The organism is Geobacillus thermoleovorans, assembly GCF_001610955.1.
GTDB lineage: Bacteria > Bacillota > Bacilli > Bacillales > Anoxybacillaceae > Geobacillus > Geobacillus thermoleovorans.
Genome location: NZ_CP014335.1, coordinates 2,787,796 through 2,808,709 on the forward strand (window position 1 = coordinate 2,787,796; position 20,914 = coordinate 2,808,709).

General features: G+C 55.6%; 20 protein-coding genes. 7 read left to right on the forward strand and 13 right to left on the reverse strand.

The window, feature by feature from the left end; all coding sequences use genetic code 11:
- Positions 1 to 56: 56 nt before the first annotated feature.
- Positions 57 to 545, reverse strand: a complete 489-nt coding sequence (locus tag GT3570_RS14030) for a hypothetical protein (RefSeq protein WP_013524470.1) — start codon at positions 543 to 545, stop codon at positions 57 to 59.
- 18 nt (positions 546 to 563) lie between these two features.
- Positions 564 to 854 carry a DUF2325 domain-containing protein gene (locus GT3570_RS14035; RefSeq protein ID WP_011232341.1) on the reverse strand — a complete coding sequence of 97 codons (291 nt, stop codon included), beginning with the start codon at positions 852 to 854 and terminating at the stop codon, positions 564 to 566.
- Between the two features lie 328 nt (positions 855 to 1,182).
- Here GT3570_RS14035 and GT3570_RS18135 point away from each other — a divergent pair, with 328 nt between their 5' ends.
- Both GT3570_RS18135 and GT3570_RS14040 read left to right on the forward strand, forming a co-directional pair.
- Complete coding sequence (locus GT3570_RS18135) at positions 1,183 to 1,344, forward strand: DUF1540 domain-containing protein (protein ID WP_011232342.1); 162 nt, start codon at positions 1,183 to 1,185, stop codon at positions 1,342 to 1,344.
- A gap of 65 nt (positions 1,345 to 1,409) precedes the next feature.
- A complete protein-coding gene (locus tag GT3570_RS14040) occupies positions 1,410 to 1,607 on the forward strand; it encodes a hypothetical protein (protein ID WP_011232343.1) in 198 nt (65 codons plus the stop codon).
- A 306-nt stretch (positions 1,608 to 1,913) separates the two neighbouring features.
- On the opposite strand, the gene GT3570_RS14045 is transcribed toward GT3570_RS14040, so the two are convergent.
- From GT3570_RS14045 to GT3570_RS14065, 5 genes are all read right to left on the reverse strand, one after another.
- A complete protein-coding gene (locus GT3570_RS14045) occupies positions 1,914 to 3,386 on the reverse strand; it encodes an o-succinylbenzoate--CoA ligase (RefSeq protein WP_062898895.1) in 1,473 nt (490 codons plus the stop codon).
- Positions 3,387 to 3,501: 115 nt separating this feature from the next.
- Positions 3,502 to 4,320, reverse strand: a complete 819-nt coding sequence (gene menB / locus GT3570_RS18540) for a 1,4-dihydroxy-2-naphthoyl-CoA synthase (protein WP_011232345.1) — start codon at positions 4,318 to 4,320, stop codon at positions 3,502 to 3,504.
- Positions 4,321 to 5,133 carry a 2-succinyl-6-hydroxy-2,4-cyclohexadiene-1-carboxylate synthase gene (gene menH / locus GT3570_RS18545; protein ID WP_020278047.1) on the reverse strand — a complete coding sequence of 271 codons (813 nt, stop codon included), beginning with the start codon at positions 5,131 to 5,133 and terminating at the stop codon, positions 4,321 to 4,323. It lies immediately after the preceding gene.
- Positions 5,134 to 5,144: 11 nt separating this feature from the next.
- Positions 5,145 to 6,878 (reverse strand): 2-succinyl-5-enolpyruvyl-6-hydroxy-3-cyclohexene-1-carboxylic-acid synthase, encoded by a 1,734-nt coding sequence (menD, locus tag GT3570_RS14060; protein ID WP_014196609.1) that lies wholly within the window; start codon positions 6,876 to 6,878, stop codon positions 5,145 to 5,147.
- Positions 6,871 to 8,247, reverse strand: coding sequence for an isochorismate synthase (locus GT3570_RS14065; RefSeq protein ID WP_042381875.1), 1,377 nt, complete (start codon positions 8,245 to 8,247; stop codon positions 6,871 to 6,873). Before GT3570_RS14065 ends, menD begins: the two co-directional genes overlap by 8 nt.
- Before the next feature lie 168 nt (positions 8,248 to 8,415).
- Here GT3570_RS14065 and GT3570_RS14070 point away from each other — a divergent pair, with 168 nt between their 5' ends.
- The 3 genes from GT3570_RS14070 to GT3570_RS18790 all read left to right on the forward strand — a co-directional run bounded on the left by GT3570_RS14070 (position 8,416) and on the right by GT3570_RS18790 (position 10,485).
- A complete protein-coding gene (locus GT3570_RS14070) occupies positions 8,416 to 9,345 on the forward strand; it encodes a 1,4-dihydroxy-2-naphthoate polyprenyltransferase (RefSeq protein ID WP_011232349.1) in 930 nt (309 codons plus the stop codon).
- Between the two features lie 87 nt (positions 9,346 to 9,432).
- On the forward strand, positions 9,433 to 10,242 hold the full coding sequence (locus GT3570_RS14075; RefSeq protein ID WP_014196611.1) for a yteA family sporulation protein: 810 nt from the start codon (positions 9,433 to 9,435) through the stop codon (positions 10,240 to 10,242).
- Positions 10,243 to 10,341: 99 nt separating this feature from the next.
- Positions 10,342 to 10,485: a hypothetical protein gene (locus tag GT3570_RS18790; RefSeq protein WP_021322715.1), complete on the forward strand. Its 144-nt coding sequence runs from the start codon at positions 10,342 to 10,344 to the stop codon at positions 10,483 to 10,485.
- A 114-nt stretch (positions 10,486 to 10,599) separates the two neighbouring features.
- On the opposite strand, the gene GT3570_RS14080 is transcribed toward GT3570_RS18790, so the two are convergent.
- From GT3570_RS14080 to glgB, 5 genes are read right to left on the reverse strand one after another with little or no spacing between them, the layout of a single operon-like run.
- Positions 10,600 to 13,014: a glycogen/starch/alpha-glucan phosphorylase gene (locus GT3570_RS14080; protein WP_023633417.1), complete on the reverse strand. Its 2,415-nt coding sequence runs from the start codon at positions 13,012 to 13,014 to the stop codon at positions 10,600 to 10,602.
- Positions 13,001 to 14,458 (reverse strand): glycogen synthase GlgA, encoded by a 1,458-nt coding sequence (gene glgA, locus GT3570_RS14085; protein ID WP_023633416.1) that lies wholly within the window; start codon positions 14,456 to 14,458, stop codon positions 13,001 to 13,003. Before glgA ends, GT3570_RS14080 begins: the two co-directional genes overlap by 14 nt.
- Positions 14,455 to 15,489, reverse strand: coding sequence for a GlgC family sugar phosphate nucleotidyltransferase (locus GT3570_RS14090; protein ID WP_014196616.1), 1,035 nt, complete (start codon positions 15,487 to 15,489; stop codon positions 14,455 to 14,457). The genes glgA and GT3570_RS14090 overlap by 4 nt, the downstream gene beginning before the upstream one ends.
- Positions 15,486 to 16,655, reverse strand: a complete 1,170-nt coding sequence (locus GT3570_RS14095) for a glucose-1-phosphate adenylyltransferase (RefSeq protein ID WP_025038910.1) — start codon at positions 16,653 to 16,655, stop codon at positions 15,486 to 15,488. Before GT3570_RS14095 ends, GT3570_RS14090 begins: the two co-directional genes overlap by 4 nt.
- Positions 16,537 to 18,549, reverse strand: a complete 2,013-nt coding sequence (gene glgB / locus GT3570_RS14100) for a 1,4-alpha-glucan branching enzyme (RefSeq protein WP_318258103.1) — start codon at positions 18,547 to 18,549, stop codon at positions 16,537 to 16,539. The genes GT3570_RS14095 and glgB overlap by 119 nt, the downstream gene beginning before the upstream one ends.
- A gap of 206 nt (positions 18,550 to 18,755) precedes the next feature.
- On the opposite strand from glgB, the gene GT3570_RS14105 reads away from it, so the two are divergent.
- Positions 18,756 to 19,706 (forward strand): cation diffusion facilitator family transporter, encoded by a 951-nt coding sequence (locus GT3570_RS14105; RefSeq protein ID WP_062898897.1) that lies wholly within the window; start codon positions 18,756 to 18,758, stop codon positions 19,704 to 19,706.
- Positions 19,707 to 19,836: 130 nt separating this feature from the next.
- Complete coding sequence (locus tag GT3570_RS14110) at positions 19,837 to 20,463, forward strand: LysE family translocator (protein ID WP_011232354.1); 627 nt, start codon at positions 19,837 to 19,839, stop codon at positions 20,461 to 20,463.
- Between the two features lie 203 nt (positions 20,464 to 20,666).
- On the opposite strand, the gene GT3570_RS14115 is transcribed toward GT3570_RS14110, so the two are convergent.
- Positions 20,667 to 20,858, reverse strand: coding sequence for a hypothetical protein (locus GT3570_RS14115; RefSeq protein WP_021322722.1), 192 nt, complete (start codon positions 20,856 to 20,858; stop codon positions 20,667 to 20,669).
- Between the last annotated feature and the right edge of the window lie 56 nt (positions 20,859 to 20,914).

Consider the following 20,914-nt stretch of genomic DNA (forward strand, 5'->3'; position numbering starts at 1 on the left):
CCGTTCCATCACATTCCACCCGAGAAAGACGCTTTTCATGCCTCTTTCTCCTTCCCTTAAGCCGGAATCCACTCAATGCGGCGTCCGCCCGTCCATAAAAAGCAGCATTCCAGTTCGTTCGGACAACGTCCGATTGTTTTGCGGCATAAGGACGACGCCGTTTCTTTGCATCGCCGAATGGCTTCCTCTTCCTCACACCACAGCAGCACGCGAACCCGGTCGCGGTAAACGATGTACAACTCCCGATCCGCTTCTTCGCCCAATCCGCCGTCCGCCAGCAGCAGCGGCTTGCATGCCGCCTCTTCCATCGAACCGAAAAACTGCAGCAAATGATCCGTCACCTTGGCCAGCACAAGTCCGTAATGCAACGGCGTCGGAAACATCGACAAAGGAAGGAGCGAACGGTGCTGATCAATCAACCGAAGCAAGCAAAGCGGCGACCGCAGCGAAGGAGCGGTGTCGCAATACGCTTGAATGACGCGGCGAAGAAACCGGCGCAGCGCATACGGCCAGACATCCAACGTCTCGTGATGGATAGGCACCATGGCTCGCCTCCTGTTTGTTCATGCATGTTTTTCCAGCTGCTCCAATACAGCGTTTATCGAGCTCCATGACCGTTTCGCAAAATAAATAGGCTTGTCTTTGCTTTTCGCCTTCTCTTTCACTTTCTTCGCCAAATTATGGTTTACGTAATCGATCATGACCAATATGGCGTCGACATGCTCCGGAATGTCACGTCTCACCATATTCACTTTTCGTCCATTGAGATGAATGATTTCCCGGAATCCGGAACGCTCCAATTTATCGGTAATATGGCCTAAATGATCGGCTCCGACAACAAGCAGTGATGCCATCACGAAAGCCTCCTTTGCTCGCTTCTTTCTTTTTTATTTTAATTGAGAATGATTTTCTATGTCAATTATAACAAGAGATATTTTCATCATTTTTTGGGGCGATGAGCCCCCGCTTCAACGATGGTAAAGAAGGAAACGCCATTTCTGCGCGAAGTCCTTCTTTTATATTTGGGGCGGCGTGGGAGAACAACCATGATGGAAGCCGCCGATTACCCCTGCTTCCGTTGATCATGGAAGCGGGAGTCTTCTCGGTTAGAGATGGATAAAATGCCTGCAAATGCGTCAAACTATAGAGGCGGGCGATTTCATCACGACAAGGGGGATGACCATGGCGAAAGATGTTCTTTGCGAAGTGCACAACTGCCGTTATTGGGCAGAAGGGAATCGCTGCAGCGCTGAAGCCATTTACGTGGTCAGCCATGCAGGAAAAATGGCGTCTGATTCAACGGAAACAGACTGCAAAACGTTTGTTCCGGCCCATAAAGCATGATGCGAGACCAACGAGGCGCTGCCCGGCCAACCGGGCGGCGCTTGCATCGTTCGAGGGGGATGACGATGGACAAACGCGCCAGCCTCATTCAAGCGCTGCAAACGGAAATGAAGCGGGCCGCTTTAGGAACATACCCAGCTTGCATCGACTCCTTCGCCCGTTTGTGGGATTATGAGTTCGGTTCGTTTGATCAGCTCCCACCTGAGATTGAACGGCTCATCGCCCATCGGGCCGCTGAACTCGGGTGGATGGATGACGTTTGAGGGCCGTCCATTTCGGAACAAACGCCAGGTGGAGCAAAAAACGACGTTGGATGGCCATCCCTATGTTTCCATCTGCGCGATGGAAATCGGTCGTGCAAGGGATGACGTTTGACTGCCGTCCTCCAACAGGGGACAAAGCGGACGGATGAAGCTGGATCGCAGCGGTCTAAAAGCAAGGGCTTCGATTCGGCGAACGCCATGCCTCCCGGTCGGAACGCCGCGGGAATGGCAGCGGCAAAAAGGCAGGAACCTCGACTTAGGCGAGGTCCTGCCTTTTCTGCTTCCGAACAGGCGTTTTTACTCCTATCAAAAGGTTTGTTCCGTTTTTGGAATGAGCCTTTTCAGTTCGCGTCGCAGCAGTTTTTGCGCGGCGTTGCGCGGCAGTTCGTCGACGAAGTAAATGCGGGCCGGCACTTTATATTTCGCCAGCCGCTCGCGGCAAAACGCGCGAAGGGCCGCTTCGTCTGGCGACGCTCCGCGTTTCAGGCGGACGAACGCATACGGCACTTGCCCCCACGTTTCATTCTCGACGCCCGTCACCCCGGCTTCTTCCACATCGGGATGCGACAGCAGCACCGCCTCCACCTCAGCGGGATAGACGTTTTCGCCGCCGGAAATGATCAAGTCAGAACGGCGGTCAAGGACGTACAAAAATCCGTCTTCATCAAGATAGCCGATATCGCCGGTAAAAAACCAGCCGCCGCGGATCGCTTGCGCCGTCGCTTCCGGGCGTTGCCAATATCCTTTTGTCACATTCGGCCCTTTGACGACAATTTCCCCCGCTTCATGCGGCGCAGCCGGCTTTCCGTCTTTTAGGATGCAAAGCTCCGCCGGAAAAAGCGGCTTGCCGGCCGAACCGAGCTTCGTCAAACTGTATTCCGGCGCGAGTGTTGCGATTTGCGACGCCGTTTCCGTCATCCCGTATGTCTGGTACACCGGGATGCCCTTTTCTTTGCATGCCTCAAGCAGCGGGCGCGGCGCCGGCCCGCCCCCCAGCAGCATGCAGCGGAACGTATCGGGGTAGCGCGCTTCCCCGAGCTCGGCCACCATCCGCTGAAGCATGGCAGCCACGACCGACATGATCGTCACGTCGCCGCGCATGATCCATGCGTTTGCTTCCTTTGGGTCGAATGACGTTTGCAGCCGCATCGGCATGCCATAAATGACGCTGCGCATGGCGATCGACAGGCCGCTGATATGAAACAGCGGCACGGCGGCCAGCCAGCAGTCGCGCTCATGCAAGCCTAAATTGAGCGCCGAACCGACCGCGCTCCACCAATGGTTGCCGTACGTTTGCAAGACGCCTTTCGGAGTGCCGGTCGTCCCGGACGTATACATGATCGTGGCGACTTCCTCCAAATCGCACGTTTCTTTTAAGGAGACGTCCACTTCCGGAAGCGCGGCAACCGCGCCCACAGTCAGAACGCGTCCATCGCCGTCAAGGCTCCCGGCTAGCTCCTCATCGGCGATGGCAAGCCGCGCGCCGCTGTCATCAAGCTGCCAGCCAAGCTCATAGGACGTAAGGCGCACGTTTTGCAACAGGACGCGGGCGCCGAGAAAAAACAACGCATGGATGATCTCGATCATCTCGATGCGATTTTTCATCAGCAAGGCGACAATATCTCCTTCCTTGACGCCTGCTTGAGCGAGGCGCCGCGCCCAGACGGCAGCCGCTTCATACAATTCGGCAAACGTTTTTGTCCGCCGCCCGTCGCTCACGGCGATTCGCTCCGGGGTTAAAAACGCCCGCTGCTTCAGCCAGTTTGGCATCGTTGTCATCTAGCGTCCTCCTTTCTTGCCCCCTCCTCCGCCGACGGCCAGCGAAAGGATTCCTCCCTTCGGAAAAGCGACAAAAAGCAGCTTGACGCGCCATCAAGCTGCTTCTTCGTTCTCATCACGGGAAGCGCGGGAATTGGCTGAAGTCCGGCTTCCGTTTTTCTTTGAACGCCCGCATTCCTTCCTTCGCCTCTTCGGTCGTGTAGAAGAGAAGCGTCGCGTCGCCGGCGAGCTGTTGGATGCCGGCCAAGCCGTCGGAGTCGGCGTTGAACGCCGCTTTTAAGAAGCGAATGGCCGTCGGGCTTTTTTCCAAAATTTCTTGCGCCCATTTGACCGTTTCTTCTTCAAGCTGCTCAAGCGGCACGACTTTGTTGACCAGCCCCATTTCGAGCGCTTCTTGCGCCGTGTACTGACGGCATAAATACCAAATTTCCCGCGCCTTTTTATGGCCGACGATGCGGGCCAAATAACCGGCGCCATAGCCGCCGTCAAAGCTTCCCACTTTCGGCCCGGTTTGGCCGAAGATGGCGTTGTCCGCGGCGATCGTCAAATCGCATACGACATGAAGCACATGCCCACCGCCGATGGCATAGCCGGCGACCATCGCAATGACCGGCTTCGGAATGACGCGGATGAGCCGCTGCAAATCAAGCACATTGAGGCGCGGAATTTCATCCTCGCCGACATAGCCGCCATGGCCGCGCACTTTTTGGTCCCCGCCCGAGCAAAACGCCTTGCCGCCGGCGCCGGTCAAAATGATGACGCCGATATTCGAATCATCGCGCGCTTTCGTAAACGCATCGATCATCTCGTTCACCGTTTTCGGCCGAAACGCGTTATGTACTTCCGGACGGTTGATCGTAATTTTGGCGATGCCGTTGTACGTTTCGTAAATAATATCCTCATAGTCGTACTGCTTCACCCATTCAAACGGCATTTACACTTCCCCCTTTGTCATGAATTCACTTACTATTTTAGCAAAAATGCCGGGCTGTTCCACGTGAATTGCATGTCCGGCTCCTTTTACACAGATAAGTTCGCTGTTGGGCAGCCGCTCGTGCATTTGGGCGGCGATGCGGCAAAACTTCTCATCGCGCTCCCCGCAAACAAGGAGCACAGGCATGGCAAGTTCGCCAAGCCGTTCCCAAAACGACGGCTGCACGCCGGTCCCCATCCCGCGCAAACTGTTGGCAAGCCCCGTTGCCGTATGGCGGAGCCGCTCGCGGCGAATCGCCGCTCGCACCGGATCCGGGAGCGTCTGCTGAGTGGCAAACAGCGGGATTTTTTCCCAATCATCGACAAAAGCACGGACGCCTTCCGTTTCGATCTTTCGCGCCAACGCCTCATCCGCTTCCCGCCGCGCGCGCCGCTCCTCCTCTGTCTCCAAGCCGGGCGAACTGCTTTCCAGCACTAAGCGGCGAACGCGGCGCGGATGCCAAACGGCGAACGCCAACGCGAGCCGGCCGCCCATCGAGTAGCCGAGCACGTTCACTTGTTCGACGCCCCATTCGTCAAGGAGCGCCGCCAAGTCAGCCGCCGCGTGTTCGATCCGATACCGTCGGGCGTCCTTTGGCGCCTCGGTCCGCCCATGGCCCAACAAGTCGACGGCCATCACACGGAAGTCCGGCCAAAACGGGGCGAGCGGCCGCCACGTGTCCGCGCTGCCCGTAAACCCGTGAAGCAACAGAAGCGGCTCTCCTTCTCCGTATTGTTCCACATGGTAACAAACCCCATTCACCATCATGGTCATGCCAATCCTCTTCATTCGAGACATTTCGCGATTTCCCGAGCAACCTCGTTCCACAATAATCGATGCATTCGGACATTTTCCGCGCGCGACGTGCGCACTTCAATGACATGAAGCCCGCCTGACGACAGCGATTCCGATACATGGCGGCGGAACTCCGCCCAATTGTGCGGCACCGTATGGCGGCCGCCGTACATCTCGACGGCGTGGGCAAACGACAAATCCGTCGGCGTGCCAAACAGCGTTTCAAACGCCCCTTTATGGCGCGCCTGCGGCAAAAACGAGAAAATGCCGCCGCCGTTGTTGTTCAACAACACAATGGTAGCTGACAACGAATGCATCTTCGCCGCCAACAAGCCATTTACATCGTGGTAAAACGACAAGTCGCCGATCACCAGCACAAGCGGGTTCGCGGCAACGCTTGCGCCCAAGGCGCTCGAGACGACTCCGTCAATGCCGTTGGCGCCGCGGTTGGCCAAAACGCGAAGCGGCTTGTCCGTCGCAAAGAGAAACGTATCCGCATCGCGAATCGGCATGCTGTTGCCGACAAACAGCGCCGCCCCGGCTGGAAGCAAATCGGCAAGCTCCGTGAACACTTTCCCTTCAAACCATTCTTCTTTTGGCAGATGGCGCTCAAGCGCCGCGCGGGCGATCGCGTTCATCTCTAGCCATATCGCCGACCACGCGCTTTTGTTTTCTTTCGGTTTCGCCCATTCAAGAAGCTGGCGGCAAAGAATCAGTTCATCACTCTGAACGAAGCTGTCCGCGGACAACGTTGGATCGCGCCAGCCGCCGTCGTCGACAACAATTTGACGAATCGCGCGATGGCGCTTGAGCCATAAAAAGAGCGGCTTCGACACCGGCATGGCGCCGAACCGAAGCACCACATCCGGCACAAGCTTGGAAGCGGCGGTTTCCTCCCGCAATATGGCATCATAGCTGTCCAGCACGTACGTTTTGTCATGCGTACCGGCGCGCAACTGGGAAAGCGGATCGGCCAAAATCGGAAAATCAAGCGCCCGCGCCAACTCGGTGACCGCCTCGGCAAACCCAGGGCGATCGAGCGGCCCGCAGACGATCAACCCGCGTTCCGCCGCCGACAGCTGCTCATACAGCGCCGATACGCTTTCTTGCGGCAGCGCTGGGCGGCCGTGCCACACTTGCGGCGCTCTCGAAACAGACCGCACCCGCTCCCAAACCGCCTCATCGATATGCGGGACAAGCGGCTCGCGAAACGGCGCGTTCACATGCACAGGCCCGCACGGTGCACCGGCGGCCGTTTGGACGGCTCTTGCCGCCATCGTCCGCGCGTATCGCAGCATATCATCCGCCTCTTCCGGCAGCGCCAAGTCCACAAACCACTTGGCGTAGCGTCCGTATAAGTGCAGCTGATCAATCGCCTGCGGCGCCCCGACATCGCGCAGTTCATGCGGCCGGTCGGCCGTCAGCACCACGAGCGGCACGCGCGAATAGTATGCCTCGACAACCGCGGGCCCATAGTTGGCCGCCGCCGTTCCGGACGTGCATACGAGCGCGACCGGACGCTGCTTCGCTTTCGCCAAGCCGAGGGCGAAAAACGCGGCCGACCGCTCATCGATATTCATATATAGTCGAAGGCCAGGGTGGGCCGCCATCGCCATCGCAAGCGGCGTCGAGCGCGAACCGGGGCTGATCACCGCCTCCGTCACCCCGGCCTGCGCCAATCCGTCCACCAATGCCGCTGCATAAACAGACAAGGCATCAGCCATCGTTCATCACTCCCAACGCCGATAACATCGGGGCCATTTTCACATTTGTCTCTTCATATTCGCTGTTTGGGTCGGAATCGGCGACAATGCCGCAGCCGGCAAACAGCATGGCTTCCTTCCCGGCGAGCAAGGCGGAGCGAATGGCGACCGCCCATTCCCCATTGCCTTCGCCATCCACCCAGCCGATCGGCGCTGCATACCATCCGCGGTCAAGCGGCTCAAGGGCGCGGATCACCTCCAGCGCTCGATCGCGCGGCGTTCCGCCGAGCGCGGGTGTCGGATGCATCATTTCCACTAAGCGGAGCACCGAGCGCTCGCGGGAGCCACGGCCGACAACCGGAGTGCATAAATGCTGGATGTGCGGCAGCTTGAGCAGCTGCGGTGCGGGCGGCATCTCGACCGTCTCGCAGACGGAAGAAAACAAGCGGCCGATCATTTGCACAACAAACTGATGTTCTTCGTTGTTTTTTCGATCTGCCCGCAGCCAAGCGCCAAGCCGCTCGTCTTCCTCCATATCGGCCCCGCGGCGCACCGATCCGGCGAGGCAAACCGACCGGCACATTTTCCCTTCTTTTTGGACAAGCTGCTCAGGGGAAGCCCCGATAAAACAGCGGCCGTCCTGTTCAAACGCAAAAATGTAAGCAAACGGCTGCTGCTCGCGAAGCCGCTGGAGTACGGCCGCGGCATCCACCGTTTTGGCAAACGCCAGGCGCCGAGCGCGGGCGAGCACCACCTTGTCCAACGCCCCCGCCCGAATCGAGGCGATCGCTTCGCGAACAGCCGCCAACCATCGTTCTTTCTCTTCTTCTTCGTCTGACACAAGGCGCGGAAGCCGCTTTGGAGCGGCCATGGGGTCGCTGATCCGCTCAAGCAAGCGCCCGACCCGCTCCCAGTCCCGTCCTCTTTTGTCCGTTGGGACGGTGACGGTCAACGTCGTTTTGCCGTTTCTTACGGCAAGAAGCGCGGCCGGCGCCACGAGCTTCCCGGCCGGAAAGCCGCGCCACATGTCGGTGCCCGGCCGATAGGGGTCAAACGAAAATCCGCCAAACAATAACGGCGGCGCATCGGCCGCGCCGTATGGCTCCATCTCCTTCTTCCATCGGCGCCGGCCCGCTTCCACGTCATCAAACCGGCTGTCGGCCTTCTCCGTTTCGATCGCATAAACGGAGCCGAGGCCGACCAATATCGTGCCTCCGGTTCGATCCGCCCAAAAAAACCGTTCGCGGAAGCCGCATGACGGCCCTTGCATAAAAAAAGAAACCGGATCAACGCCCTCCCACGGTTCCGCCCAGCTGACAAACGGCCGCCCTGCATTCACCGCCAATCTATGCAATTGTTGCTGCAGGTGATGTCGAAATCCAATCGCCACGTTCCTCACGCTTTCTGTCGTAAAATTCCCCCTCCATCCCCACTTCCCATTATAATATAATAGGAAATCATTTATCTATCGGGAAGGGTTGACATGCTTTCAACGTTTGCCTACACTTATTTTGGACATAAACGAATGACATTTTCACAGAATCTAAGGGGAATGAATATGCAATCATTCACACATATGGACCATCGCCCGCCGGCGCGCCGCGACTGGCGCGTCTTTTGGCGGCTGACGCGCCCGCATACGCTGACGGCGGCATTTGTGCCCGTATGCGTCGGCACGGTGCTGGCGCTTGGCGAAACATCGATCGATTGGCTGCTGTTTGCCGCGATGATGATCGCCTCTTTGTTGATTCAGGCGGCGACGAACATGTTCAACGAATACTACGATTATCAACGCGGCCTCGATTCACCGGAGTCGGTCGGCATCGGCGGCGCCATCGTCCGCGACGGCCTCAAGCCGAAAACGGTGCTGGCGTTGGCGTTTGGCTGTCTTGGGTTGGCTATGCTCATCGGCATCTACATTTGCGCCGAAAGCAGTTGGTGGCTCGCCGTTGTCGGAACGATTTGCATGGCGGCCGGTTATTTTTACACCGGAGGGCCGGTTCCGATCGCCTATACGCCGTTTGGCGAACTGGCGGCTGGGTTTTTTATGGGCTTTGTCATCATTTTGATTTCATTTTTCATCCAAACGGGCTATATCAGCGGCGGCGCCGTGCTCACCGCCATTCCGATCGCGATTTTGGTCGGCGCCATTTTGCTGGCGAACAATATTCGCGACTTGGACGGCGACCGTGAAAAAGGGCGAAAGACGCTCGCCATTTTGATTGGCCGCGATTGGGCCATCCGCCTGCTCGCTGCCATGTTCGCCGTTGCCTTTCTTTGGACGGCCGCGCTTGCGGTGTTTCAGATCGTGCCGTTTTGGGCGCTGCTCGCTTTATTGAGCATTCCAAAAGCAATCGCCGCGACGCGCGGATTTATCGGCAAAATCAAGCCGATCGAGATGATGCCGGCCATGAAGGCGACGGCGCAAACGAATACACAGTTCGGCTTTTTGCTCGCCGCTGGCTTGCTCATTGCCCATTGGCTGTAACACGGTCAACATGACCGTGTTTTTTTTTTTGATTTTCGCCCATACTACACCATATAGACGCTACTGCGAAGGAAGGGATTGCGACTGATGCTGACGAACGAACAGCTTGCCGCCCTCCGCTCAAGACTGCTCGACATGAAACGGGAGACGGAAGACCGGCTGAAGCAAAACGACCATTTCGGCATGATCCGCAGCCACGCCCACGATGCGGTCGGTGAGCTGGCGAGCTACGACAACCATCCGGCCGATGAGGCGACAGAGCTGTATGAGCGGGAAAAAGATCTCGCCCTAAAGGAGCATGCCGAGCGCGAAGTTCGCGAGATTGAACGGGCGCTTGGCGCCATCGCCGACGGCACATACGGAACGTGCCGCGTATGCGGCCGGCCGATCCCATACGAACGGCTCGAGGCGCTGCCGACAACACTCTACTGCCGCGAGCACAGCCCGGATCAAACGGTGTCGCAAAAGCGGCCGCTTGAAGAGGGCGTGCTTATGCCGCCGTTTGGCAAATTCGATTTCGATGACCGCGCGGAATCGGTCGCTTACGACGCGGAAGATGCATGGCAGGAAGCAGCCCGCTACGGCACATCCGACACCCCTTCGGACCTTGGCAAAAACGTCGATTCCTACAGCGAAGTGTATGCCGAGTCGGAAGAGAACGTCGGCTATGTCGAAGACTTGGAAAATTTCGCGGCCGTCGATTTGCATGGCAGACACGTACGTGTGTACCCGACGCGGGAGCATGAGCTGCTGGAAAACATATTGGATGACGAAGGCATCATGTCGAACATCGGCGATTTGCCGGCGTATGAAAAAGACCCGTATACATCGACAGACAGCTACCGCCGGTACGATGAAAGACCGTCCCAGCAGCATTTTGGGGAAACAACTCCATGAAAAAGGCCATCGGCAAGATGGTCTTTTTTGTGAAACGGGCCGATGCCGTTTTCCGTAGTACAGAGCAGAACGTCATATGATCCGAATGGAGGCGAAATGATGAACGCACATGAGATCGATTACCGGCTGTACGGCGATGACATGCAGTTTGTCGAAATTGCCGCCCCGAGCGCCGGCGGACGGTCGGTCGGCGAAGGCAGCATCCTCGGCGGCATCGGCGACTGGCTCGACGGCGACGACTAAGCGAGAAAGGGCGCTCCGGCCAAACGGAACGCCCTTTTGCTTTTCTGCCTTCCCCCTCGAAATTCCCTAAAAGGACGATGATTGAATGAAAAAGCAGCCCAAAAACGTCCTTTCCTAAGTTGAGAAACGTTCCCCCGACGGCAAAAGACCCCAAATTTCGGCGGCGTATTCCGCTACGGTCCGATCGCTGGCGAAACGGCCGGAATGGGCGATGTTGACGGCGCTCATCCGCCACCAGCGCGCCGGATCGCGGTAAGCGGCCTCAACCCGCTCGTGCGCCTCGGCGTAGGCGGCAAAGTCGCGCAGCACAAAATATTCGTCGTTTTGCGCCAGCAGCGAGTCGTAAATCGGCTCAAAGTAGTCGCCGACATCAGGGAAAAAGCCGTTGATGAGCTGGTCGACAACTTGCTTGATCCGTTTGTCATGATGGTAATACTCATGCGCCCGATAGCCTCCGTGTTCGTAGTAGCGGAGCACTTCATCGGCCGTCAGTCCGAACAAAAACATGTTGTCCTCCCCGACGGCTTCCGCGATTTCGACGTTCGCTCCATCCAGCGTGCCAAGCGTAACGGCGCCGTTCATCATAAACTTCATGTTGCCCGTCCCGGACGCTTCTTTGCTGGCTGTTGAGATTTGCTCGCTCACATCGGCGGCCGGAATGATTTCTTCCGCGAGCGATACGCGGTAATTTTCCAAAAAAATGACCTTCAGTTGCTCGTTCGTCCGTTTATCGTTGTTCACCTGATCCGCCACCGAATGGATGAGCTTGATGATCCGCTTGGCGTAGTAATAGCCTGGCGACGCTTTCGCTCCGAAAATGAACGTGCGCGGGTGGATCGAAACATACGGGTCTTCTTTCAGCCGATTGTATAAATGCATAATGTGCAAAACGTTTAACAACTGCCGTTTATAAGCGTGCAGCCGCTTCACTTGCACGTCAAAAATGGACGATTCGTCCACGCGAATCCCGGTTTTTTCGTAAATGCGGGCGGCGAGCCTCGCCTTCCGCTGCTGTTTGACCGCAGCCAACGCCTGCTGAAACGCCGGATCGGAAGCATAAGACTTCAGCTCAATCAATGCTTCCGGCTCGCGGATCCAGCGCGGACCAATCGTTTCAGTAATCAACGCCGACAGCTCCGGGTTCGCCTTTAACAGCCAGCGACGATGCGTCACCCCGTTCGTTTTGTTGTTGAACTTGTGCGGCGCCCATTCGTAAAACAAGCGCATTTCCCGCTGTTTCAATATGTCCGTATGCAGTTTCGCCACACCGTTGACGCTATGGCTCGCAACAACGGCCAAGTGCGCCATTTTCACCATCCCGTGGGCGACGATGGCCATTTGTTCAATCCGCCTCCAATCGCCGGGATAACGTTCCCACAGCTCGCGGCAAAACCGTTCGTTGATTTCCTCGACGATCATATAAATGCGCGGCAACAGCGGCTGAAACAGACGAATCGGCCATTTCTCCAGCGCTTCCGCCAGCGTCGTATGATTCGTGTACGCGATCGTATGGGTCGTAATGTGCCAAGCCTCTTCCCAGCTCATCCCTTCCTCATCGAGCAAAATGCGCATCAACTCCGGAATCGCAAGCGCGGGGTGCGTGTCGTTGATATGAATGGCGACATATTCATGGAGGCGGCGCAAGCTCCCGTGCTGGCGGCGATGGGCGCGAGTGATGCTGCCGAGGCTGGCGGCGGCGAGAAAATACTGCTGCTTTAACCGCAGCAGTTTGCCTTCATCGTGCGTATCGTCCGGGTACAAAAACTCCGAAATGGCTTCCGTCTCCCGTTTGTACTTCATCACATCTTTATGAAGCGGGAACGTTTTCGCCGGCTCGGCGCTCCAAAGCCTGAGCGTGTTGACCGTGTTCGTCCCGAAGCCGATGACCGGCATATCGTACGGCACAGCCATCACGTTTTCGCTGTCGACATGGCGGAACACAAGGCGGCCGTTTTGTTCCGACACCTCGACCCTTCCCCAGAAGCGAACTTCGACCGCCAGCTCTTCTTTCCGGATTTCCCAAACGTTCCCGTTTCGCAGCCATTGCTCCGGCAGCTCGACTTGATAGCCGTCAACGATTTTTTGATCAAACAGCCCGTGTTTATAGCGAATGCCGTGGCCGTGGCCCGGCAAATTCAATGTGGCGAGCGAGTCAAGAAAACAGGCGGCGAGCCGCCCGAGCCCGCCATTGCCAAGCCCAGCGTCCGCCTCGCTCTCCTCGACGTCTTCGAGGCGGATGCCGAGCTCGCGAAGCCCCTCTTCGACCATCGGGCGGACACCGAGGTTTAACAAGTTGCTTCCGAGCAAACGGCCGAGCAAAAACTCGATCGACAAATAGTACACCTGCTTCCGCCGCTCCGCCCGGCAGCGCTCGTTCGTCGCGATCCAATGGCGGCTGATATGTTCGCGCACCATATGGCCAAGGACATGATAATGATCGCGCGCCGTCGACTCCGCAAACGGTTTGCCGCACAACGCCTCGACCCGCGTCACAAACGCCCGTTGAAACGTTTCTTTATCCGCGAACAAGCGCGTCTTCCCCCTTTTTGTTCAGCTGTTCGTACGCTTTTCGATACTCCCTCGCCGACCGGCGCCAGCTGTAATCGCCGCGCATCGCCCGCTCCATGAGCCGCTCCCAGACAGACGGCTGGCGGTAAAACGACAGCGCCCGGCGGATCGTGTACAACATGTCGTGGGCGTTAAAGTTCGTAAAGCTGAACCCGTTCCCTTCTCCTGTGAATTCATTGTACGATTGCACCGTATCGTTCAGCCCGCCCGTTTCCCGAACGATCGGAATCGTCCCATACCGAAGCGCGATCATTTGGCTCAGCCCGCACGGTTCAAACAACGACGGCATTAAAAACAAGTCCGCGCCCGCATAAATTTGATGGGCGAGCGGTTCGTGAAAGCCGATGTACACCCCGACTTTGTCCGGATAGGCCGCCGCCATTTGCGAGAAAAACTGTTCAAACCGCCAATCCCCCGTTCCAAGCACAACAAGCTGCATCTCTTCCTGCATCAAATCATGAAAGACGCACGTGACTAAATCGAGCCCTTTTTGCGCCGTCATTCGCGTCACCATTGCGACAACGGGTGCATCATCCCGCTCTGGCAGACCAAACCGCCGCTGCAAAGCGCGCTTGTTGAGTTTTTTTCTTTCCCGCGTATGTACGCTATAGGTCGCCGCTAAAAACGGATCGGTTTCCGGGTTGTAAAACTCGTCGTCAATGCCGTTTAAAATGCCAAGCAAATCATCCCGCCGCGCCCGCAACAGCCCGTCAAGCCGCTCGCCGTAATAGGCGGTCTGAATCTCTTCTTTGTACGTCGGGCTGACCGTCGTAATCAAATCGGAGGCGACAAGAGCCCCTTTCATAAAGCTGACGCTTCCGTAAAACTCGAGATGGTCGACGGTGAAATACCGTCCGTCCAAATTCAACAAATCCTCTAAAATCCCGCGCGGAAACAGCCCTTGAAACTGCAAGTTGTGAATCGTAAAGATAGTGCGGATATCCGCATAAAACGGATCATGACGGTATTGCTCGCGCAAGAAAAACGGAATCATGCCGGTGTGCCAGTCATGGCAATGAATGATGTCGGGCTGAAACGAAATCGCCGGAAGCGCGTCCAGCACCGCCCGGCAAAAATAGGCGAACCGCTCGCCGTCGTCACCATGGCCGTACAGCTGCGGCCGTTTGAAATAGTATTCGTTGTCGATCAAGTAATAGACGACCCCGTCATGCTCGAGCTTCTCAACGCCGCAATACTGGCGGCGCCACCCGACCGGCACGACGAGCTCCGCCACTTTGCCCATTCGTTCTTTCCACTTTAGAGCAATCGTTTCATACTTTGGCATCATAACACGGACGTCCACGCCGAGCCGGCGCAGCTCTTTCGGCAGCGCGCCGGCGACGTCAGCCAATCCTCCCGATTTGACAAACGGGGCGCATTCTGATACGGCAAACAGCACGTTCATCGATTCACGACCTCCCCTTGCACCGTTCCTTTGCGAACGACAAACGGCCGCTCCGCTGTCCCTTGCAAAACGACCCCCGGTTCGATTTTCGCGTCTTTGTCGACGATGACGCCATCAAGCACACAACCATCGCCGATTTGGCATTTTTGCATAATGATGCTGTTCTTCACAACGGCTCCTTTGCCGATTTTCACGGAACGAAACAAGACGCTGTTTTCCACCGTTCCTTCAATGACGCAGCCGTTGGCGATCATCGAGCGCTTCACATTCCCTTCCCGCCGGTATTTCGTCGGCGGCTCGTCTTTCACTTTCGTATAAATCGGCCGCGATGGAAGAAAAAGCTGCTCCCAAACACTGCGGTCAAGAAGCTCCATGCTCGCGCGGAAATAGCGGGCGAGCGAATCGATGACGGCCGCATACCCGCTGTATTCATAGTCGCAAATGGACAGCGAATGACAGTTATCGCAGACGACATCGACGATGCTTCGATAGCCGCGGTTTTTATAATTGGCAATGAAATCAAGCAGAAGAGACGTCTCCAACACGTACATCTCCAGCGGCTCGCCGCGATGGCAAATTCGCGTCACATCGCAGCCGCGTTCGATATGGCGCTCGAGGACGGCGTCAAAGTCGATGTTGCACACCGTGTAGCTATTGACGATGACCGCATACTTTTGCCGACTCCGCAAAAAATAGTCGATATGCTGCTCAAAATGGGCAAACGCCCCGACCCGGCGCTCACCGGAAAACAACAAGTCCGGCGATGGGAAGAAAAACAATCCGTCCCGCTTTCGGTTTAAATCCCAATTCTTCCCTGATCCTAAATGGTCCATCAGCGACCGATATTGGTATTTCGGAAAAATCGCGACGCTTTCAATGCCGGAGTTGACCATGCTTGAAAGCACGAAATCAATGAGCCGATACCGCCCGGCAAACGGCACCGCTGCGATTGAGCGTTGCTCGACAAGCGGCGCCATTGCCTCCATATACGTGGTCGCGTCGATGACGCCCAACATCATGTTGTTGTTCATTGTGCTCCATCCTTCCTTGCGGTGTCCTTATTCCGTTGCTTGATCCACTCGGTCGTTACGAGCACGACGTCATCATCAGCATCGCCCGGGCTCACAGTCGAATGCGGCGGGATGACGATCTCCGGAGTGACGATCGCTCGCTCGACATACGCTCCTTCACCAACTGTTGCCCCTGGCATAATGACGGATTCTTTCACAACCGCTCCCTTGCCGATGCAGACGCCTTGAAACAGCACCGAGCGCTCCACCGTTCCTTCCACGACGCATCCCTCATTGATGAGAGAATCGCTCACTTCCGCCTCGGGAGCGATGTATTGCGGCGGCTGGTTCGGGTTGACCGAATAAATGCGCCACGAGCGATCAAACAAGTCAAGTTCATTGTGTTCATCGAGCAAATCCATGTTGGCTTCCCACAAGCTTTTGACGGTGCCGACATCTTTCCAATAGCCTTTGAACGGATAGGCCACGAGCCGCTTGTTCTCCCGAAGCAGCCGCGGAATCACATCTTTGCCGAAGTCGTGCGACGAATGCGGATCGGCGTTGTCGATTTGCAAATACTCCCTCAATAACGGCCAATTGAAAATGTAAATGCCCATCGATGCCAAATTGCTTTTCGGATTGGCCGGCTTTTCGGCAAATTCGACAATTTCCATGTTTTCATTCGTGTTCATAATGCCGAATCGGCTCGCCTCTTCCCACGGCACTTCAATAACGGAAATCGTTGCATCCGCCTGTTTGGCGATATGGTAGTCGAGCATCTGCTGGTAATCCATCTTGTAAATATGATCGCCAGACAGCACGAGAACGTAATCCGGGTCGTATTGTTCAATATAATTCATATTTTGATAAATGGCGTTCGCTGTGCCTTCGTACCATTTGACGCCGGAAGAGGCGGAGTAAGGGGGAAGGACGGTGACGCCCCCGTTTCTTCGATCTAAATCCCATGCGCTTCCGATGCCGATGTACGAGTGCAAAAGAAGCGGCTGATATTGGGTCAACACCCCGACTGTGTCAATGCCCGAGTTCGTGCAATTGCTCAACGTAAAATCAATGATCCGGTACTTCCCCCCAAACGGCACGGCTGGTTTCGCGATGTTTTTCGTCAGCGAGCGAAGCCGGCTTCCTTGCCCGCCGGCCAATAACATGGCGATGCACTTCTTCTTCATTCTGCTTTCTCTCCCCTCGTTTTTGCACTGGCCGCAAAATGGAAATGCCAAACGGCGGAATCGTCATGCGCACATGGTACGGTTTTCCATGAAACGGCTCACTGAAAGCGGGAAGCCGCTTCCCGTTGACATGTCCCGAACCGCCAAACTCCGCTGCATCGCTGTTAAGCACTTCGCGGTACGGCGCCAAAAGCGGCACGCCGACTTTGTAATCGTCATACGCCTGATTTGTGAAATTACAAACAATGACCAGCACATCACCTTCTTTTTTCCCCCGGCGGATGAATGAAAAAATGCTTTGCTCGGCATTATGAACGTCAATCCATTCAAACCCTCTCGGATCATGATCAAGCTCGTAAAACGGCTTATACCGTTTATAGCAGGCGATCAATTGCTTGACATACTCATCCATCTTCCGGTGCAGCTCAAAATCAAACAGCATCCAGTCGAGCTCGCCCTCAAACTTCCATTCGTCAAACTGGGCAAATTCATTGCCCATAAACAACAACTTTTTCCCAGGGTGGGCCATCATGTACCCATACAATAGGCGCAGCTGGGCGAACTTCTCTTCGTACGACCCAGGCATTTTATTGAGCAGCGATTTTTTGCCATGCACAACTTCATCATGGGAAAATGGCAAAATGAAATTTTCCGAATACGCATAAAGGAGGGAAAAACTGACTTGGTTATGGGCGTATTTCCGCTCATGCGGCGGCGTTTCCATATACTTCAGCATGTCGTTCATCCAGCCCATGTTCCACTTGTAGTTAAACCCAAGGCCGCCATCGTACGTCGGCGCGGTCACCCGAGGCCAGTCGGTCGAATCTTCAGCGATCATCAAGACGTTCGGGTCATAGGCAAACACCGCCTCATTCAACTGGCGCAAAAACTCGACCGCATACGGATTTTCATAGAGCCGGTCGTTGTTCGGCCAATAAAGCATATTGGCGACCGCATCGACGCGAAACCCGTCCACATGGTAATACTCCAGCCAAAACAACGCATTGGAGATCAGAAAACTGCGCACTTCCGGCTTGCCCAAGTCAAAATTCGCCGTCCCCCAGACGTAATTTTCTCGGTCTTTTTCATTCGCGTATTCATACGTCGGCGCGCCGTCAAACATGTACAGCCCGTGGGCGTCCTTGCAAAAATGCCCCGGCACCCAGTCGATGATGACGCCAAGCCCCGCTTGATGGCAGCGATCGACGAAATACATGAAATCGTGCGGCGTGCCATAGCGGCTTGTCACCGAATAATAGCCGGTCCCTTGATATCCCCACGAACGATCGAGCGGATGCTCGACAAGCGGAAGCAGCTCAATGTGCGTAAATCCGCGCTCCAGCACGTACGGAATGAGTTCGTCGGCCATCTCACGGTACGTATAAAAGCGGCCGTCCGGTTTCTTTTTCCACGAACCGAAATGAAGTTCATAAATGACCATCGGTTGGTCATAAATCCGCTTTCGCCGTTTCTTCCGCTGCCAAGGTGAATCATTCCACTCGTATCCTTTCAAATCGTAGACAATCGAGGCGGTATGAGGGCGCAATTCGGAGTAAAAGGCGTACGGGTCGGCTTTCAACAGAACACGGCCATCCGGTGTGATGATCTCATATTTATAGAGATGCCCTTCCAAGTTTTCTGGAACAACGATCGTCCATACCCCTTCGTCGTTCACCTTCGTCAGGGAGGAATTCGCCCCATTCCAATCGTTGAAACTGCCGACAAGACGGACTTCCCGCGCATGGGGCGCCCACACGCAAAAGCGAGTGCCGACCGCTCCGCCGCCGCGGATGACATGAGCGCCGAACAGCTCATAACTTTGATACAAACGGCCTTCATGAAACAAATACACTTCTAAATCTGTCGGATTCGCCGCAATCAAGCTGGATCGCATCCTTTCCGAAGCAAAATGATGGCCATACACAGCATTGATTCCTATTCGCCAACAGAAGGCTTTATTCCTTGAATGCTTCGTCTATATTTTTAGACAAATTCCAACAACCGCTGTTTCTGGCTGTCGAAATTTCATTTGCACACAGGCGGATTTTTATATTATAATATATACAAATTGATAATTATTATAAATAATGGAGGTGCATTATGGCTCCAACACTGTACGATTTTCACCATCTCCCGCACGTCAAAACGCAAAATGAATCGAAAAAAGCGCTCTGGGTGACGCTTTTGTTGACCATGTTTTTCACCGCCGTCGAAATCATTGGCGGACTGATTTCCAACTCACTCGCCCTCTTGTCCGATTCGGCCCATATGGCATCCGATGTATTGGCGCTTGGCTTAAGCATGGTCGCCCTCTACATGGCGACGCGCCCGCCGAACCGTCGGTTTACGTTCGGCTTTTTGCGGTTTGAAATCATCACATCGTTTTTGAATGGGCTGACGTTGGCCGTCATTGCGCTGTGGATTTTATGGGAAGGCATTCAGCGTTTTCTCCATCCTGAACCGATCAACTTTCGCCTCATGCTCGGGATCGCAGCGATCAGCCTCGTCGTCAACTTGACGTTGACCATCGTCTTAAGCCGGAGCACGAAAGAGGAAGACAACTTGAACGTTCAGAGCGCCCTTTGGCATTTCATCGGCGACTTGATTAGCTCGATCGGCGTCATCGTTTCCGCGCTGCTCATTTACTTCACCGGCTGGACGGTGTTCGACCCGATCATCAGCTTAGTGATCGCCGCCATCATTTTCACAGGCGGGGCGAAAATTATGCGCGAATCGTATCTCATCTTAATGGAAGCCGTGCCAGATGGGTTCGACCTCGAACAAATCCGCGCCGATATTCGAAAGATCGAAGGGGTCGAAGACGTGCACGACATGCACTTATGGGCCATCTCGACCGACCATTACTCGCTGTCGGCTCATGTGTTTGTCAACGAACGCATCCAGCCGCTATGCGTCATCTTGGCGGTGAATGAAATGTTGAAGGAAAAATACGGAATCGAGCACGCCACCATCCAGGTGGAGCACGCCATGCTCCATGACCATGGCCGCTATGGCCGGGCGTTTTTGGAGAAAAAAGCTTTCCATGAATAGGAAATGCCGCCTCTGCTTCTAATGGCATGGGCGGCTTTTTCGTTTGTCCATTTTCCCTTTCAAACAAAAAGGAATCAATACGATCCGCGGCGAACATATAGAGTCATCATGCCGAAGGAAGGGATGCCTCATGGGAATCGGAACGATCTTCTCGTTTTTCGGCGTCGCCGTTTTGCTTACGTTAGCGCCGGGGCCAGACATTTTGTTCGTCATCGCCCAAAGCCTGTCCCAAGGCAAACAGGCGGGCATCGCCACCGCGCTCGGGCTGTGCACCGGACTGCTTGTCCACATCAGTGCAGCCACGCTTGGCGTCTCGGCTGTCATTTACCAATCCGCCTTGGCGTTTGCCATCGTCAAGTACGCCGGCGCCGCGTATTTGCTGTACTTGGCATGGCAGGCGTTCCGCGAAAAAGACAGCAGTCTCGCCTTTGGGCGGCAGAAGCCAATGGCATACGCCTCGCTGTACAAAAAAGGCATTGTCATGAACGTGCTCAACCCGAAAGTGTCGCTCTTCTTTTTGGCGCTCTTGCCTCAGTTCGTTGATCCGTCAGAGGGCCGCGTGCCGCAACAGATGTTGCTTCTTGGCGCCGTCTTTCTCGCTCAAGCGCTCGCCGTCTTCACCCTTGTGAGCATCGGCGCGGAAAAACTGCGCCATCTGTTGCTGTCGAACAAACGAATCGCCAAGCGGATCAATCGGCTAAAAGGCGCCCTGTTCGCCCTAATCGGCATTCAAATCGCCTTCAGCGAGCGTTCGTAGCGGCGCGCGGCCAGGAGCGGCCGCTCCTTTCTGCGAGCAGCCCCCAACACCTCTTTTACTCAAAAAAGCGCCGCGCCTCCTAGAAGACCGGTGAAAAACAACGGATTCGCTCGATTTGCGAGAAGTCGAAAGGGATAAAGTTATGGTGTTGCAAGGTTTTTCAATTTGAGAAACGCTGTTGGGGAGCAACATTTCCCCTTAAATCACAAGTCTTCTAGGAGAAGCAACGGCAGAAATAACAGCACATCGGGACCAAATGACAAAAGATTGGGCATTTCAACCAAAACCAACATGGCGGCCTTTCTCTCGCAGGCCGCCATCCGTTTGTATTGTTCCCGCTGCGGCTTCATGAGCCTGACGCCAAGCGGCAACAACCTCATTCCCTTGTCGCTCACGTTCTCCCTCCTTGTCACTCCGGCCGCCGCACCGAAGCGCAAACCGGCGCAATAGA